Below are 13,162 nucleotides of genomic sequence, written 5' to 3'. Positions count from 1 at the left end.
GCAGCAGCCACCAGGAGCGAGACATGACCACACCATCCCGCCGGCGCACCCTGCTGGCCTGGGCCGCCGCCGCCGCGGCAACCGGCGCCTGCGGCCTCGCGGCCGCGCAGGGCTTTCCCGCCAAGCCGATCACGCTGGTCGTGCCCAACCCGCCCGGCGGGCTGGTCGACGGCTCGGCCCGCCTGCTGGGCGAGCCGCTGCAGCGCATCCTGGGCCAGTCGGTGGTGGTCGACAACCGCGGCGGCGCCAGCGGCAACGTGGCCTACGGCATGGTGGCGCGGGCCGCGCCGGACGGCTACACCCTGCTCACGTCCTACTCGGCCTACCACGTGGGCAACCCGTCGCTGTTTCCCAAGATGCCGTGGTCCCAGGCCGACCTGGCACCGGTGGCGCTGATCACGGCGGCGACCAACGTGATCGCGATCCATCCCTCGGTGCCGGCCAAGACCCTGCCCGAGTTCATCGCCTACCTGAAGAAGAACCCCGGCCGCCTGAGCTATGCCTCGCAGGGCAATGGCTCGCTCTCGCACGTGGGCACCGAGATGTTCAAGATGCAGACCGGCACCAGCATGGTCCACATCCCGTACCGGGGCTCGGGTGCCGCCATCGCCGACGTGCTGTCGGGACAGGTGCAGGTGTTCATGACCACGCCGCCCTCGGTGATGGGCCACATCCAGGCCGGCAAGCTCGGTGGCCTGGCGGTCACCAGCAAGGTGCGCCACCCCGCGCTGCCGCAGGTGCCCACCACCGCCGAGGCCGGGCTGGCCGGCTTCGAACTCGAGGCCTGGGTCGCCATCTTCGCGCCCGCCGGCACGCCGCCGGACGTGGTGGCCAAGCTCACCGGCGCCATCAAGCAGGCGCTGGAACTGCCCGAGACCAGGACGCGGGCGGCCGCGGCCGGCATCGACCTGCGCTACCTGCCGCCGGCCGACCTGGCCGCGCTGGTGCAGCGCGAGACCGCCTTCTGGACCAAGACCATCCAGGCGGCGAAGATCACCGCGGATTGAACGGCCGTCGGTCCTGTCACGAACACATGTCGTCATGCCGGACTTGATCCGGCATCCACCTCCGAAGTCATGCCGCCCCCGGGCCACGGTCGGGAGATGGATGACGGGTCAAGCCCGCCATGACGAGATCAGGGGCAGGGCGTGGTGCGCGCCCTCGGTGATCCGCGCGAGCCTCTCCACGCGGCAGGGGGTGCCTGGCAGGGCACGATTTGTGGGACGGCCGCGTCAGGCGGGCCGGGGCGCAGCGCGCGTCCAGCGCGCATCGTGAATTGACTCCGGCTCCTTGTCTGAACCGAGCGCGCAGCGCGCAGTGAGTTGGAGCCGGCAAGCCCCGGCCTGCGCTCGACGCGGCGCAGTCGCCGCGCGCGCAGCGAGGCGGCGACCGGCACACCATGAGGCCCTGCCAGGCGCCCCCTGCCGCGCACCCCCCGGGCAGTCCTGACCCCAGCGAAAGCCTTGCGCAACCGCTGGATTGGATGCGGGTCGATCCCGCTATGACCAGACCCGGGGGAGCCGCGTCGGGAGGCGCGTCCCGCAGGCACGGCGCGCGCAAATGCGAGCCGCCATCGCATCTTGAAGCTCCGCTCCCTCTCCCCCTCGGGGGAGAGGGTTGGGGTGAGAGGGTTCCCTGCCTGGGAGGGTTTTCAGCGCTGCCCGAAGTGCGCCCCTTGGAACAGATCCTTGTGCTCGCGCGGCTGCGAGCGCCAGTACTGGCGTGGCGCCGTGACGTGGGCGCCGAGCAGCGCCGCCGCGTGCCAGGGCCAGCGCGGGTCGTACAGCATGGCGCGGGCCAGCGCGACGGCGTCGGCCTGGCCCTGCGCCACGATGGCCTCGGCCTGCTGCGGCTCGGTGATCATCCCGACCGCGATGGTGGGCAGGCCGGTGACCTCCTTCACGCGCTGCGCGAACGGCACCTGGTAGCCGGGGCCGAGCGGGATCTTCTGCGCCGGCGAGACGCCGCCGGTGGAGACGTGGACGGCGGCACAGCCGCGCGCCTGCAGGGCCTGGGCGAAGCGCAGCGTGCTGTCGGGGTCCCAGCCGCCGTCCACCCAGTCGGTGGCCGACACGCGCACCCACACCGGCTTGCCGGCCGGGAACGCCGCCCGCACCGCATCGAACACCTCGAGCGGAAAGCGCATCCGGTTGTCCAGGCTGCCGCCGTAGGCGTCCTCGCGCCGGTTGGCCAGCGGCGACAGGAACTGGTGCAGCAGGTAGCCGTGCGCCGCATGCAGCTCGATGCCGTCGAAGCCCAGGCGGGCGGCGCGGCGCGCGGCCGCGGCGAAGTCGTCCCGCACCTGCGCCAGCCCGCGCTGGTCGAGGGCCAGCGGCGCGTCCTCGCCGGCGGCGTGCGGCCAGGCGCTGGGCGCCACGGTCTGCCAGCCGTCCGGCGCGCCGGCCGGGATCTGCACGCCGCCGTCCCAGGGCGCGCGGCTCGAGCCCTTGCGGCCGGCGTGCGACAGCTGGATGGCGACACCGATCGGCGAGTGGGCGCGCACCGCCTGCAGCACGCGCGCCAGCGCCGCCTCGTTGGCGTCGGAATACAGGCCCAGGTCCTGCGGCGAGATGCGGCCCTGGGCCGACACCGCGCTGGCCTCCAGCACCAGCAGGCCGGCGCCCGACAGCGCCAGGTGGCCCAGGTGCAGCAGGTGCCAGTCGGTCGCGTTGCCCTCGACCGCTGAGTACTGGCACATGGGCGCCACGACGATGCGGTTGGCCAGCTGCAGACCGTCGAGCTGCCAGGGAGTGAAAAGATGGGGCATGGGTGAAGGGGCGGGGCGCGGGAGCGGGAGCGGGCGAGTGTGCCACCGGGTCTTGCGCGGTGGCGGCGTGGGGTTGCTGCGGCCCGATCGTTTCAGTTCCAGCAATACCGCGTTGAGCAAGCCGCTCTTTTTGCCGGGCGGTGTCGTTCCTATTCTTGGTTCACCTTCAACCGACAACGCAAAGGACACACCATGAACAAGCTCCACATCGCCCTCGCCGCCACCCTGGCCCTGGGATCGCAATTCGCCGCCGCGCAGGCCAGCGTGCCGTTCGAGGGCGGCCAGTCCGCCAACGCCTTCGCTCTCGGTCAGCCGCTGGTCTCGGCGACCAGCCCGCGCGCCAACGCCGCCGTCGCGGTCGATTCGCGCAGCGGCCAGCAAAGCGAGGTCGAGCAGGCCAGCAACCGGCACTTCACGCCCAGCCGCACGCGCGACGAGGTTCGCGCCGAGGCCGCCAGCGTCGGCCGCGAGCTCGGCGCGCAAGCCGCCACCTCCTTCGAATGAGCGCACGGCCGGCGCTGACCACACCCTGACGCGTGCCGTCATGGCGCGGTGAGCACGGCTCCGCACTTCCCGATCCCCCGTTCGTTTCCCTCTCACGCATCCAAGGACCCACCATGAAGAAGCTCCAACTCACCCTCGCCGCCGCCCTCGCCCTGGGCGCCCAGCTCGCCTCGGCCCAGCTCGCCGGCCCATTCGAGGGCGGCCAGTCGGCCAATGCGCTGGCGACCGCCGCGCCCGTGGCCAGCACGCTCGACCGCGCCACCGTGCGCGCCCAGGGCAACGAGGCCGCGCGCCACATCAACTCACGCAGCGGCCACCAGGGCGAGACCGAGCGCGCCATCAACGCGCGCTTCACCGGCACCCGCAGCCGCAGCGACGTGCGCGCCGAGGCGCTGGCCTCGCTGCGCGAAGGCGGCACGCAGGTGTACGAAGGCGGCCAGAGCGGCGCCATCGTGACGCGCGTCGCCACGCCGGTGCCGGCCACCCTGGCCAGCGGCACCCCTGCCCTGGTGCAGTGAGCGGATGGCGCCACCGCGGTGGCGCCGAGGCCTGCGACGACGGCCCGCCCGGCTCCGGCCCGGCGGGCGTCGTCGTTCTCGGGCCATGCAGCGCAGCCGCTGCACGCCTCGACGGCCCCATCCTGACCTCCGAATCGACATGCCGGGCTCGACCCGGCACCATCTCCGCAACGAGGCTGCGCCGTGGAGGACGGCCGGGCGATGGATGGCGGGTCAAGCCCGCCACGACGGGCAAGGGTGGGCAGTCCCGCGGCATCCGCGGACCAGGGGTATCCGAAGGGGCTAGAGTGGCTTTGCATTCCCACGTTCGCCCGTGCGGCACAGCCGCGCCGGCGACGCCAGTCCGGCGCACCTGCCGTCGGGGTTGCCGGCCGCGCGCCCACCGCATGAACCTGCACGACAAGCTCTTCGAGGCGTACGCGTCGTGGTCCGGTGCGCGCGACGAACTGGACCGCCTGCGCGCCCAGCTGCCGCCGCCCGGCAGCGGCCAGTTTGCGCAGTCGCCGAAACTGGCGGCCCTCTTCGCCGCCATCGCGACCCAGCAGGACATCTGCGAGGCCCGCTACGCGCAGCTGCTGGACATCGCCGACCAGCACGCGCGGCTGCTGCGCGATCGCGGCCAGGACGGCGCGTCGCCGTTGACCGCCGGCGCCTGAGCGGCCGCTGGCGGCGCTCAGGCGCCGGACCGGCCGACCTGGTCGCGCAGCACCGCCGCGGCCTCGACCAGCGCCCGCGACACCTCCGGGCGCAGCTGCGCTGCCGCCTCGGCATCGGCGCCGCACGCGCAGGCGAGCACCGCGGTCGCGCCGTCGCGCCACACCACCGGTGCCGCCAGCAGCAGGGACTGGCGCCGCTCCGGGCGGACCGATTCGCAGGTGCCGGAGGCCTCGATGGTGTGGAAGGCCTTCCAGACCTCGGCCGCGCCGCCGCTGCCGGCCTCGCGCAGGTGCGCCATCCACGCGCTCTGCACCGTCGCCGGCTGGGCCCACAGCCAGGCATGGCCCACCGCGGTGTCGGCGATCGGCAGCCGCAGGCCGGCGCCGACCGACCAGGCCGGCGCACCGGGGGCGGCGCGGTGGGCCAGCACCAGCATGTCGCGCCGGTCGCCCACGCACAGCAGGGCGTGGGCCGCGAACCGGTCGGCCAGGCCCTGCAGCAGCGGCTGCGCCTGGCGCACCATGGGCGAGCCGTTCAGCACCGCCTGCCCAACCACGAAGCTGGCCACGTGCAGGCCGTAGCTCTCGCCGCCGGGGGAGCGCAGCACGAAGCCGTGCTGCGCCAGCGTGTCGAGCAGGCGGCGCGTGGTCGGCTTGGGCAGTGCCAGGCGGCGGGCGATGTCGGCCACCGCCAGCAGGCCTTCGCCGGGCTGGAAGCAGCGCAGCACCTCCAGCCCGCGCTGCAGCGAATCGATCTTGTCGTCGCCGCCGGCCGGGCCCGCAGCGGCCAGCGCAACCGTGCGCCGCCGCATCAGGCCTCCCCCTGCAGCAGGCCGGCGGCCAGGTCGTCCTGGATCGCTTGCCGCAGTTCCAGCAGGCGCGGCCCGATCTCCTGCCGGCAGCGCTCGGGCGGGTAGCGGAACGCCGGCACCGAGCAGCCCAGCACGTACTGGCCGGGCGCCTGCGGCAGGTCGACCAGGGTGCCCAGGCTGTTCACGTCGGGCTCCAGCGAACTGACGGTCACGCAGTAGCCGCTGGCGCGGATCTCGGTCGCGGCCTCCTCGAAATGCGGGCGCAGGGCGGCGGGGTCGTAGGCCGGCGGCAGCTCGCGCAGCAGGGCTTCGTAGCCGGCCGGCGGCAGCGAGGCGATCCAGGCCCGGCCCATGGCCGAATGCGGCAGCGCCAGCCGCGAGCCCACGCCGACCCGGATGGTCAGGGCGCCGCGGCCGCGGCACACCTCCTGGCACACCATGGCCAGCCGGTCGCGCACGGCCAGCACCACCAGCAGGTCGTTCTGCTCGGCGAAGCGCTGCATGTGGGCCCGCGCCCGCACCCGCACGTCCAGGGTCGAGAGCACGCCGAACCCCAGCGCCAGCGCGCCGTAGCCGAGCCGGTACTGCGCCGGCCCGGGCAGGTAGTCGAGGTAGCCCAGCCGGGTGAGCGTGGCCGTGATGCGCGAGACCGTGGCCTTGGGCAGCGCGCACAGCTCGGCCAGATCGCCGTTGGAACGCGGCTGGTTGCGCGGGCTGAAGGCCTGCAGCAGCACCAGGCCGCGCGCCAGCACCCGCACCCCGCCGTCGGACCGGTCATCGGCCCCTTCAGGGTAAACACCGAGAGAGCTGCTCACAGAATGGAATTTGAATGAACAAAAAGGAATGCGGCATCGTATCGGCTCGTGCCGGGCTTGCCAAGCGGATCTGGGGAGCCGTTTTGGAATATGGCAGCAGCCGCCGTCGATGGCGGCCAGAGGCGTCATGACCGTAACGGAATTCCAGTTGACGGAACAGAAGATGGACGTAGCATCGGGCCCCGTGACACCTGCCAACCCGTCTGCCGAGGCCGATTTCACGGTCCAGTTCGCCGTCGCCGACGGCGTCGCCACCGTGACGCTCAACCGCCCCGAGCGGCGCAACGCCCTGTCGATGGCCGCCAACCGCCGGCTGTTCCAGCTCTGGGGCCAGATCGATGCCGACCCGGCGATCCGGGCCGTCATCCTCACCAGCGCCGACTGCGGCACCTTCTGCGCCGGCATGGACCTGCAGGAGGCGGCCGAGCTGCGGCGCAGCACCGGCCGCGACATCCTCGACCTGCTCGACGACCCGTTCTACGAGCGCATGCGCCAGGTGCGGGTGCCGGTCATCGCCGCCATGACCGGCCACTTCACCGCCGCCGGCATGGTGCTGGCGGCCAACGCCGACCTGCGCGTCGGGCTGGCCGGCACCAGCGGCGGCATCACCGAGGCCAAGGTGGGCCGTGGCACGCCCTGGGCCGCGCCGATGGTGGCGATGCTGCCGCTGGCGGTGCTGATGCAGCTGGTGACCACCGCCGAGATGCTGCCGGTCGAGCGCCTGCTGGCGCTCGGCTTCCTCAATGCCGTCGAGGCCACGCCGCAGGCGGTGCGCGAGCGCGCGCTCGGCTACGCCCGCGCCATCGCCGCCAACGCGCCGCTGTCGGTCCAGGCCGCCAAGGCCGGCCTGCTGGCCAGCGTCGAGCTCGGCGCTCAGGCCGGCTATGCCCGCTCGCGCGAGCAGCACCGCGCCGTCTACGCCAGCGAGGACGCCCAGGAAGGCCCGCGCGCCTTCGCCGAGAAGCGGCCGCCGCGCTGGCAGGGCCGCTGAGCACCCACCCCGAAAGAAGCACCCGCATGATCCAGCTGCCCTACGGCGAGCTCGCGATCGGCCAGAAGGCCCGGTCGCGCGGTCGCACCATCACCGAAACCGACGTCGTCAACTTCTGCGGCCTGACCGGCAACTGGCTGGCGATCCACGCCGACGCCGAGTACGCCAAGAAATCGCTCTACGGCCAGCGCGTGGTGCAGGGCGGGCTGGTGTTCGTCGTGGCCAACGCGCTGTTCGGCTTCGAGCCGGCGGTGGTCGAGGCCTTCTACGGCGTCGACAAGCTGCGCTTCCTCAAGCCCACCTTCATCGGCGACACCCTGCACGCCGAGAGCGAGGTGATCGCGTTGCGCGACAAGGGCGAACGCCACGGCATCGCCACCACGCGCCTGACCGCCGTCAACCAGCGCGACGAAACCGTGCTCAGCTGCGAGTTCAGCCTGCTGATCCGCCGCGAGCGCCTGCCGGCCGAGTGACCAACGAATGACCATGGACTTCCTGACCGACGAACAAGTGCTGTGGCGCGACACCGTCGCCCGCGTGATGGAAAACGAGATCGGGCGCGAGTACGTGCGCACCTGCGACACCGAGCGCGCCTATCCCTACGAGGCCTACGAGAAGGTGGCCCGGCTCGGCTGGCTGCGCCTGCTGATCCCCGAGGAGCAGGGCGGCGACGGCGGCACCATCTTCGACTACGCGTTGATGTGCGAGGGCCTGGCGCGCTACGGCTTCGACTTCGCCACCGCCTTCATGGTGTCGACCTTCACCGGCATGAACATCGTGAAGTTCGGCACCCCGCAGCAACGGGAGAAGTACCTGCCGGCCTTCATGCGCGGCGACCTGCGGTTCTCGATCTCCATCTCCGAGCCCTCGGCCGGCTCCGACGCCGCGTCCACCCGCACCCGCGCCGAGCACGGCGACAACGGCTGGACCATCCGCGGCCAGAAGCTGTGGTGCTCCGGCGCGGCGGCCAGGAACGTGGTGATCGCGATGCTGGTGCGCAGCGACAAGGAAGCCAGGAAGCACCACGGCCTGTCGGTGCTGCTGGTGCCCAACGACACCCCGGGGCTGGACATCCGCCGGCTGCCGACCATGGCGCGGCGCGCCACCGGCACGACCGAGATCTTCGTCGACGGCGCCGTGGTGCCCGACGCCAACCTGCTGGGCCAGGCGGGCGACGGCTGGCACATCATCACCGACCACCTGGAGCTCGAGCGCATCGCGGTGGCCGCGGCCTACGTGGGCAACGCCCAGCAGGCCGTGACCGACGCGCTGAAGTACGCCCACGAGCGCATCCAGTTCGAGCGCGCGATCTACGAGTTCCAGGTCATCCGCCACATGCTGGCCGACATGCAGACCGCCGTCGACGCGGCGCGGCTGATGGTCTACCGCGCCGCCGACATGGCCTCGCGCGGGGTGCCGTGCACGCGCGAGGTGAGCATGGCCAAGCTGATCGCCTCGGAGACGCTGCAGACGGTCACCCGCCAGGGCATGCAGATCCTGGGCGGCCACGGCATGCTGCCGGAGGCCGACATGGAGCGCTATTTCCGCGAGGGCATGCAGGCCACCATCGGCGGCGGCACCTCGCAGATCCAGCGCACCATCATCGCCAAGGCGCTGCGCATCTGATGGCCGCCGCTGCGCTCCCCCTCGCCGGCGTCCGCGTCCTCGACCTGACGCGCATCCTGGCCGGCCCCTGGGCCACCCAGAACCTGGCCGACCTGGGCGCCGAGGTGATCAAGATCGAGAACCCGAACGGCGGCGACGACACCCGCCGCATGGGGCCGCCGTTCGTGCACGACGCCCAGACCGGCGAGGAGGCCGACGCGGCCTACTTCCTGTCCTGCAACCGCGGCAAGGAATCGGTCGCCATCGACATCGCCAGCGCCGAAGGCCGCAAGCTGGTGCGGGCGCTGGCCGCCAAGTGCGACGTGCTGATCGAGAACTACAAGGTCGGCGGCCTGGCCAAATACGGCCTCGACTACGCCTCGCTGCACGCCGAGCTGCCCCAGCTGGTGTACTGCTCCATCACCGGCTTCGGCCAGACCGGCCCCTACGCCGAGCGGGCCGGCTACGACTACCTGATCCAGGGCATGGGCGGCCTCATGAGCGTGACCGGCGAGCCCGACGGTGCGCCGGGCGGCGGGCCGCAGCGCGCCGGCGTGGCGCTGGCCGACATCCTGAGCGGGATGTACGCGGCGCTGGCCATCGTGGCGGCGCTGCGCCACCGCGACCAGGGCGGCGGCGGCCAGCACATCGACATCGGCATGCTGGACGTGCAGGCCGCCTGCCTGGCCAACCAGGCGATGAACTACCTCACCACCGGCCAGGTGCCCCAGCGCATGGGCAACGGCCATCCCAACATCGCCCCCTACCAGGCCTTCCGCGCCTCCGACGGTCACCTGATCCTGGCGGTGGGCAACGACACCCAGTTCCGCAAGATGGCGCAGGCGATGGGCCAGCCGGCGATCAGCGAGGACCCGCGCTTCCGCACCATCGCGCTGCGGGTGGCCAACCGCGCCGCCCTCATCCCGCTGCTGGCCGAGGTCATCGCCACCCGCACCATCGCCGAGTGGGTGGCCACCATGGAGGCGGTGGACGTGCCGTGCGGGCCGATCAACACCATCGACCGCGTGTTCGCCGACCCGCAGCTGCGCTCGCGCGGCGGGCGGCTGGACCTGCCGCACCTGCGCTGCGGCGAAGTGCCCTCGGTCGCCAACCCGATCCACTTCTCCGACACCCCGGTGCAGTACCGCAACGGCCCGCCGGCGCTGGGCCAGCACACCGGCGAGGTGCTGCGGCGCGTGCTGGGCGCCGACGACGAGCAACTGCGCGCCTGGGACCGCCAGGGCGTCACCAAGGACTTCACACGATGAGCACCACGACCGCCAGCGCCGACACCGGCTGGGACCAGGCGCCCGTGATGGGCATGGGCCTGCACTGGGACGACGTGCGGATCGGCCAGCGCTTCCGCACCCTGGGCCGCACCATCACCGAGGCCGACATCACGCTGTTCGTCGGCGTGACCGGCATGGTCGAGGAGATGTTCACCAACCTCGAGTACATCCAGGCCGAGTCGAAGATCGGTGCCCGTCCGGTGCCCGGCTCGCTGGTGTTCTGCATCTGCGAGGGGCTGCTGATGCAGTCGACCATGCAGCGCACCGGCATGGCCTTCCTCGAATGCGACCTGCGCATCCTCAAGCCCACCGTCGCCGGCGACACCCTGCACGTGCAGTGCGAGGTGGCCGAGGCGCGCGCCACCAGCAAGCCCGGCCGCGGCCTGCTGCGCACCTTCAACCGCGTGGTGAACCAGCGCGGCGAGGTGGTGGCCACCTACAACCCCCTGCGCATGGTCAAAGGCCGGCAGACAACATGAAGGAGACAACGCCCATGACTTCCCGACGCACCCTCCACAAGCTGCTGCTCGGCGCCCTGGTGGCCGCCGCCGCCGGCAGCGCCAGCGCCCAGGCACAGGGCTTCCCCAACCGCCCGCTGCGCTTCGTCGTGCCCTTCGGCGCCGGCACCACCACCGACCTGGCGGCACGCTTCATCGCCAAGCACGTGACCGACGCCACCCGCCAGCCGGTGGTGGTGGACAACAAGCCGGGCGCCAACGGCTTCATCGCGCTGCAGTACGTGCTGAGCCAGCCGGCCGACGGCTACACCATCGTCATCGGCACCAACACCACGCATGCCGCCAACGCCAGCCTGTTCAGGAAGCTGCCGTACGACCCGGTGGCCGACTTCGTGCCGCTCAGCGGCGTGATCATCGGCGGCGTGGTGCTGGCCATCAGCGCGAACACGCCGGCCAACAACGTGCAGGAGCTGGTGGCGCTGGCCAAGTCCAGGCCCGGCAAGATGACCTTCGGCAGCGGCAACTCGTCCTCGCGCGCCGGCGGCGAGGTCTTCAAGGAACTGGCGGGCGTGGACATCCTGCACGTGCCGTACAAGACCCTGCCGATGGCCATCACCGACGTGATGGGCGGCCAGATCGACATGGTGTTCGGCGACGCCCCGGCCATCATGCCGCTGGTGCGCGGCGGCAAGCTCAAGGCGCTGGGGGTGTCGACCCGCAACCGCATGCCGGGCTACGAGACCATCCCCACCGTCGCCGAGCAGGGCGTGCCCGGCTACGAGGTGTCGGGCTGGCTGGCCGCGTTCGCGCCCAAGGGAACGCCCAACGACATCGCCGACAGGCTCAACGCCCTGATCGTCAGCGCGATGAAGACGCCCGAGGCGGCCAAGTACTTCGGCGAGAACGCCTGGACGCCGATCCCGGGCACGCGCGAGGAGCTGGCCAAGTTCCAGCGCGCCGAGATCGACCGCTGGAACCGGCTGGTGAAGAACGCCGGCATCGAACCCGAGTGAGGACGCAGATGGCCGACAAGCAGACGGTGCGGCTGGGCGCCGGCAGCGGTTTCTGGGGCGACGCCCTGGATCCGGCGATGGAAGTCCTGCGCGAGGGCAACGTCGACTACCTGTGCTTCGACTTCCTCGCCGAACTGACGATGGCGCTGCTGCAGCGCCAGCGGCAGAAGAACCCGCAGGCCGGCTACATCCCGGACGCGGTGCAGGCCATGAAGGCCATGATGCCGCTGGCGCGCGAGCGCGGCACCCGGCTGATCTCCAACGGCGGCGGCGTCAACCCGCGCAGCGGCGCCGAGCGCATCGTCGAGGACGCGCGCGCCCTCGGGCTGCAGGGCACGCGGGTGGCGCTGGTCGAGGGCGACGACCTGCTGGGCCGCATCGACGAGTTGCTGGCGGCGGGCCTGCGGCTGCCGCACATGGAAACCGGCGACGAGGACTTCGCGCGCGTGCGCGGCCGGGTCGTCGCGGCCAACGTCTACACCGATGCCAGCGGCATCGTCGAGGGGCTGCAGGGCGGTGCCGACGTGGTGATCGCCGGCCGGGTCTCGGACAACGCGCTCTACGTCGGCCCGGTGATGCACGAGTTCGGCTGGCGCCACGACGCCGCCCACGCCGACCGCATCGCCGCCGCCATCACGCTGGGCCACATCGTCGAGTGCGCCTCGGCCTGCAGCGGCGGCATGTCGTCGCGCTTCGCCGAGATGCCCCACATGGGCCGGGTGGGCTTTCCCATCGTCGACTTCCATGCCGACGGCAGCGCCGAGATCGGCAAGGTGGCGGGCTCCGGCGGCCGGGTCGATGCCCACACGGTCAAGGAGCACCTGGTCTACGAGATCGCCGACCCGCGCGCCTACCTCATGCCCGACGGCGTGGCCGACTTCACCTCGCTGCGGCTGCAGGAGACGGGTCCGGACCGCGTGCGCGTCAGCGGCGTGCGCGGCCGCGGCCGGCCCGACACCCTGAAGCTGGTGATCGGCTATCAGGACGGCTGGATCGGCGAGAGCCTGGCCTTCTTCCCCTGGCCGCATGCCTACGAGCGGGCGCTCAAGGCGCGCGAGACCATGCTGGAGCGCTTCGAGCGCATGGGCCTGCAGGCCGACCAGGTGCACTTCGACTTCGTCGGCCTGAACGTGCTGCACGGCCCGGCCGCGCCGCTGCCCGACGCGAAGCGGCTGGCCGACTGCAACGAGGTCGGCCTGCGCTGCGCGGTGCGCACACGCACGGCGGAGGAGGCCGAGAAGGTGCGCCGCGCCGGCGCCCACCTGTGGATCATGGGTCCCGGCGGCACCTCGTTCGGCACGCCCATGAAGCCGCGCCCGGTGGTCTCGCTGTGGCCGACGCTGATCCCGCGCGAGCTGGTGCGCCAGTCCGTCAGCATCCTGGAGGCATGAGATGGCCAAGCTGTTGAGCGACATCTGCTACGTGCGATCGGGCGACAAGGGCAACGTCTGCACCGCCGGCCTGATCGCCCGCACACCGGCCGACTACCCGGCCCTGCTGGCCAGCGTCACGCCCGAGAAGGTGCGGGCGCTGTACGGCGACTGGGTGACCGGCGAGGTCGAGTGCTACCCGATGGACAACATCGAGGCCCTGGTGGTGGTGATGCGCGGCGCCCTGGGCGGCGGCGCCACCAGCACCCTGCGCCTGGACCAGACCGGCAAGTCGCTGGGGCACGCGTTGCTGCGACTGCCGGTGGTGGAGCGCGGCTGAGGCGGAGCTCCCGGACGCCGTACC

At 72.2% G+C, this 13,162-nt stretch carries 15 protein-coding genes; 12 read left to right on the top strand and 3 right to left on the bottom strand.

Features of this window, described 5'->3' with window-relative positions:
* Positions 1-23: 23 nt before the first annotated feature.
* Positions 24-1,007, top strand: a complete 984-nt coding sequence (locus GON04_RS13615; RefSeq protein WP_157398619.1) for a Bug family tripartite tricarboxylate transporter substrate binding protein — start codon at positions 24-26, stop codon at positions 1,005-1,007.
* 644 nt (positions 1,008-1,651) lie between these two features.
* On the opposite strand, the gene GON04_RS13610 is transcribed toward GON04_RS13615, so the two are convergent.
* Entirely contained in the window at positions 1,652-2,767 is a 1,116-nt protein-coding gene (locus tag GON04_RS13610; protein ID WP_157398618.1) for an NADH:flavin oxidoreductase/NADH oxidase, read from the bottom strand.
* 192 nt (positions 2,768-2,959) lie between these two features.
* Between GON04_RS13610 and GON04_RS13605 the strand changes: the two genes are divergently transcribed.
* The 3 genes from GON04_RS13605 to GON04_RS13595 all read left to right on the top strand — a co-directional run bounded on the left by GON04_RS13605 (position 2,960) and on the right by GON04_RS13595 (position 4,445).
* The gene (locus GON04_RS13605; RefSeq protein WP_157398617.1) at positions 2,960-3,271 is read left to right on the top strand and encodes a hypothetical protein; all 312 of its coding nucleotides are present in this window, start codon (positions 2,960-2,962) and stop codon (positions 3,269-3,271) included.
* 113 nt (positions 3,272-3,384) lie between these two features.
* Positions 3,385-3,789, top strand: coding sequence for a hypothetical protein (locus GON04_RS13600; protein ID WP_157398616.1), 405 nt, complete (start codon positions 3,385-3,387; stop codon positions 3,787-3,789).
* A 386-nt stretch (positions 3,790-4,175) separates the two neighbouring features.
* Complete coding sequence (locus tag GON04_RS13595; protein WP_157398615.1) at positions 4,176-4,445, top strand: hypothetical protein; 270 nt, start codon at positions 4,176-4,178, stop codon at positions 4,443-4,445.
* Positions 4,446-4,462: 17 nt separating this feature from the next.
* Here GON04_RS13595 and GON04_RS13590 read toward each other — a convergent pair whose 3' ends face one another.
* On the bottom strand, positions 4,463-5,257 hold the full coding sequence (locus GON04_RS13590) for an IclR family transcriptional regulator (RefSeq protein WP_157398614.1): 795 nt from the start codon (positions 5,255-5,257) through the stop codon (positions 4,463-4,465).
* Entirely contained in the window at positions 5,257-6,072 is an 816-nt protein-coding gene (locus tag GON04_RS13585; protein ID WP_181654062.1) for a helix-turn-helix domain-containing protein, read from the bottom strand. Before GON04_RS13585 ends, GON04_RS13590 begins: the two co-directional genes overlap by 1 nt.
* 184 nt (positions 6,073-6,256) lie before the next feature.
* Here GON04_RS13585 and GON04_RS13580 point away from each other — a divergent pair, with 184 nt between their 5' ends.
* From GON04_RS13580 to GON04_RS13545, 8 genes are read left to right on the top strand one after another with little or no spacing between them, the layout of a single operon-like run.
* Positions 6,257-7,063 (top strand): enoyl-CoA hydratase/isomerase family protein, encoded by an 807-nt coding sequence (locus GON04_RS13580; RefSeq protein WP_338050965.1) that lies wholly within the window; start codon positions 6,257-6,259, stop codon positions 7,061-7,063.
* 26 nt (positions 7,064-7,089) lie between these two features.
* The gene (locus GON04_RS13575) at positions 7,090-7,536 is read left to right on the top strand and encodes a MaoC/PaaZ C-terminal domain-containing protein (protein ID WP_157398611.1); all 447 of its coding nucleotides are present in this window, start codon (positions 7,090-7,092) and stop codon (positions 7,534-7,536) included.
* A gap of 13 nt (positions 7,537-7,549) precedes the next feature.
* Positions 7,550-8,689, top strand: coding sequence for an acyl-CoA dehydrogenase family protein (locus GON04_RS13570; protein ID WP_157398610.1), 1,140 nt, complete (start codon positions 7,550-7,552; stop codon positions 8,687-8,689).
* Positions 8,689-9,936, top strand: coding sequence for a CaiB/BaiF CoA transferase family protein (locus GON04_RS13565; protein ID WP_157398609.1), 1,248 nt, complete (start codon positions 8,689-8,691; stop codon positions 9,934-9,936). The genes GON04_RS13570 and GON04_RS13565 overlap by 1 nt, the downstream gene beginning before the upstream one ends.
* Entirely contained in the window at positions 9,933-10,436 is a 504-nt protein-coding gene (locus tag GON04_RS13560; RefSeq protein WP_157398608.1) for an FAS1-like dehydratase domain-containing protein, read from the top strand. Before GON04_RS13565 ends, GON04_RS13560 begins: the two co-directional genes overlap by 4 nt.
* A gap of 14 nt (positions 10,437-10,450) precedes the next feature.
* On the top strand, positions 10,451-11,428 hold the full coding sequence (locus GON04_RS13555) for a Bug family tripartite tricarboxylate transporter substrate binding protein (protein ID WP_157398607.1): 978 nt from the start codon (positions 10,451-10,453) through the stop codon (positions 11,426-11,428).
* Positions 11,429-11,436: 8 nt separating this feature from the next.
* On the top strand, positions 11,437-12,819 hold the full coding sequence (locus GON04_RS13550; protein ID WP_157398606.1) for an acyclic terpene utilization AtuA family protein: 1,383 nt from the start codon (positions 11,437-11,439) through the stop codon (positions 12,817-12,819).
* A 1-nt stretch (position 12,820) separates the two neighbouring features.
* The gene (locus GON04_RS13545) at positions 12,821-13,138 is read left to right on the top strand and encodes an AtuA-related protein (protein WP_157398605.1); all 318 of its coding nucleotides are present in this window, start codon (positions 12,821-12,823) and stop codon (positions 13,136-13,138) included.
* Positions 13,139-13,162: the final 24 nt, after the last annotated feature.

It is taken from the genome of Ramlibacter pinisoli (genome assembly GCF_009758015.1).
Taxonomy (GTDB): Bacteria; Pseudomonadota; Gammaproteobacteria; order Burkholderiales; family Burkholderiaceae_C; genus Ramlibacter; species Ramlibacter pinisoli.
This window is presented reverse-complemented; position numbering and strand designations above follow the sequence as displayed.

Excerpts from the sequence above, each read along its gene's own strand:
- GON04_RS13615 (WP_157398619.1), top strand. The coding sequence starts at position 24 with ATGACCACACCATCCCGCCGGCGCACCCTGCTGGCCTGGGCCGCCGCC.
- GON04_RS13610 (WP_157398618.1), bottom strand. The coding sequence starts at position 2,767 with ATGCCCCATCTTTTCACTCCCTGGCAGCTCGACGGTCTGCAGCTGGCC.
- GON04_RS13605 (WP_157398617.1), top strand. The coding sequence starts at position 2,960 with ATGAACAAGCTCCACATCGCCCTCGCCGCCACCCTGGCCCTGGGATCG.
- GON04_RS13600 (WP_157398616.1), top strand. The coding sequence starts at position 3,385 with ATGAAGAAGCTCCAACTCACCCTCGCCGCCGCCCTCGCCCTGGGCGCC.
- GON04_RS13595 (WP_157398615.1), top strand. The coding sequence starts at position 4,176 with ATGAACCTGCACGACAAGCTCTTCGAGGCGTACGCGTCGTGGTCCGGT.
- GON04_RS13590 (WP_157398614.1), bottom strand. The coding sequence starts at position 5,257 with ATGCGGCGGCGCACGGTTGCGCTGGCCGCTGCGGGCCCGGCCGGCGGC.
- GON04_RS13575 (WP_157398611.1), top strand. The coding sequence starts at position 7,090 with ATGATCCAGCTGCCCTACGGCGAGCTCGCGATCGGCCAGAAGGCCCGG.
- GON04_RS13570 (WP_157398610.1), top strand. The coding sequence starts at position 7,550 with ATGGACTTCCTGACCGACGAACAAGTGCTGTGGCGCGACACCGTCGCC.
- GON04_RS13565 (WP_157398609.1), top strand. The coding sequence starts at position 8,689 with ATGGCCGCCGCTGCGCTCCCCCTCGCCGGCGTCCGCGTCCTCGACCTG.
- GON04_RS13560 (WP_157398608.1), top strand. The coding sequence starts at position 9,933 with ATGAGCACCACGACCGCCAGCGCCGACACCGGCTGGGACCAGGCGCCC.
- GON04_RS13555 (WP_157398607.1), top strand. The coding sequence starts at position 10,451 with ATGACTTCCCGACGCACCCTCCACAAGCTGCTGCTCGGCGCCCTGGTG.
- GON04_RS13550 (WP_157398606.1), top strand. The coding sequence starts at position 11,437 with ATGGCCGACAAGCAGACGGTGCGGCTGGGCGCCGGCAGCGGTTTCTGG.
- GON04_RS13545 (WP_157398605.1), top strand. The coding sequence starts at position 12,821 with ATGGCCAAGCTGTTGAGCGACATCTGCTACGTGCGATCGGGCGACAAG.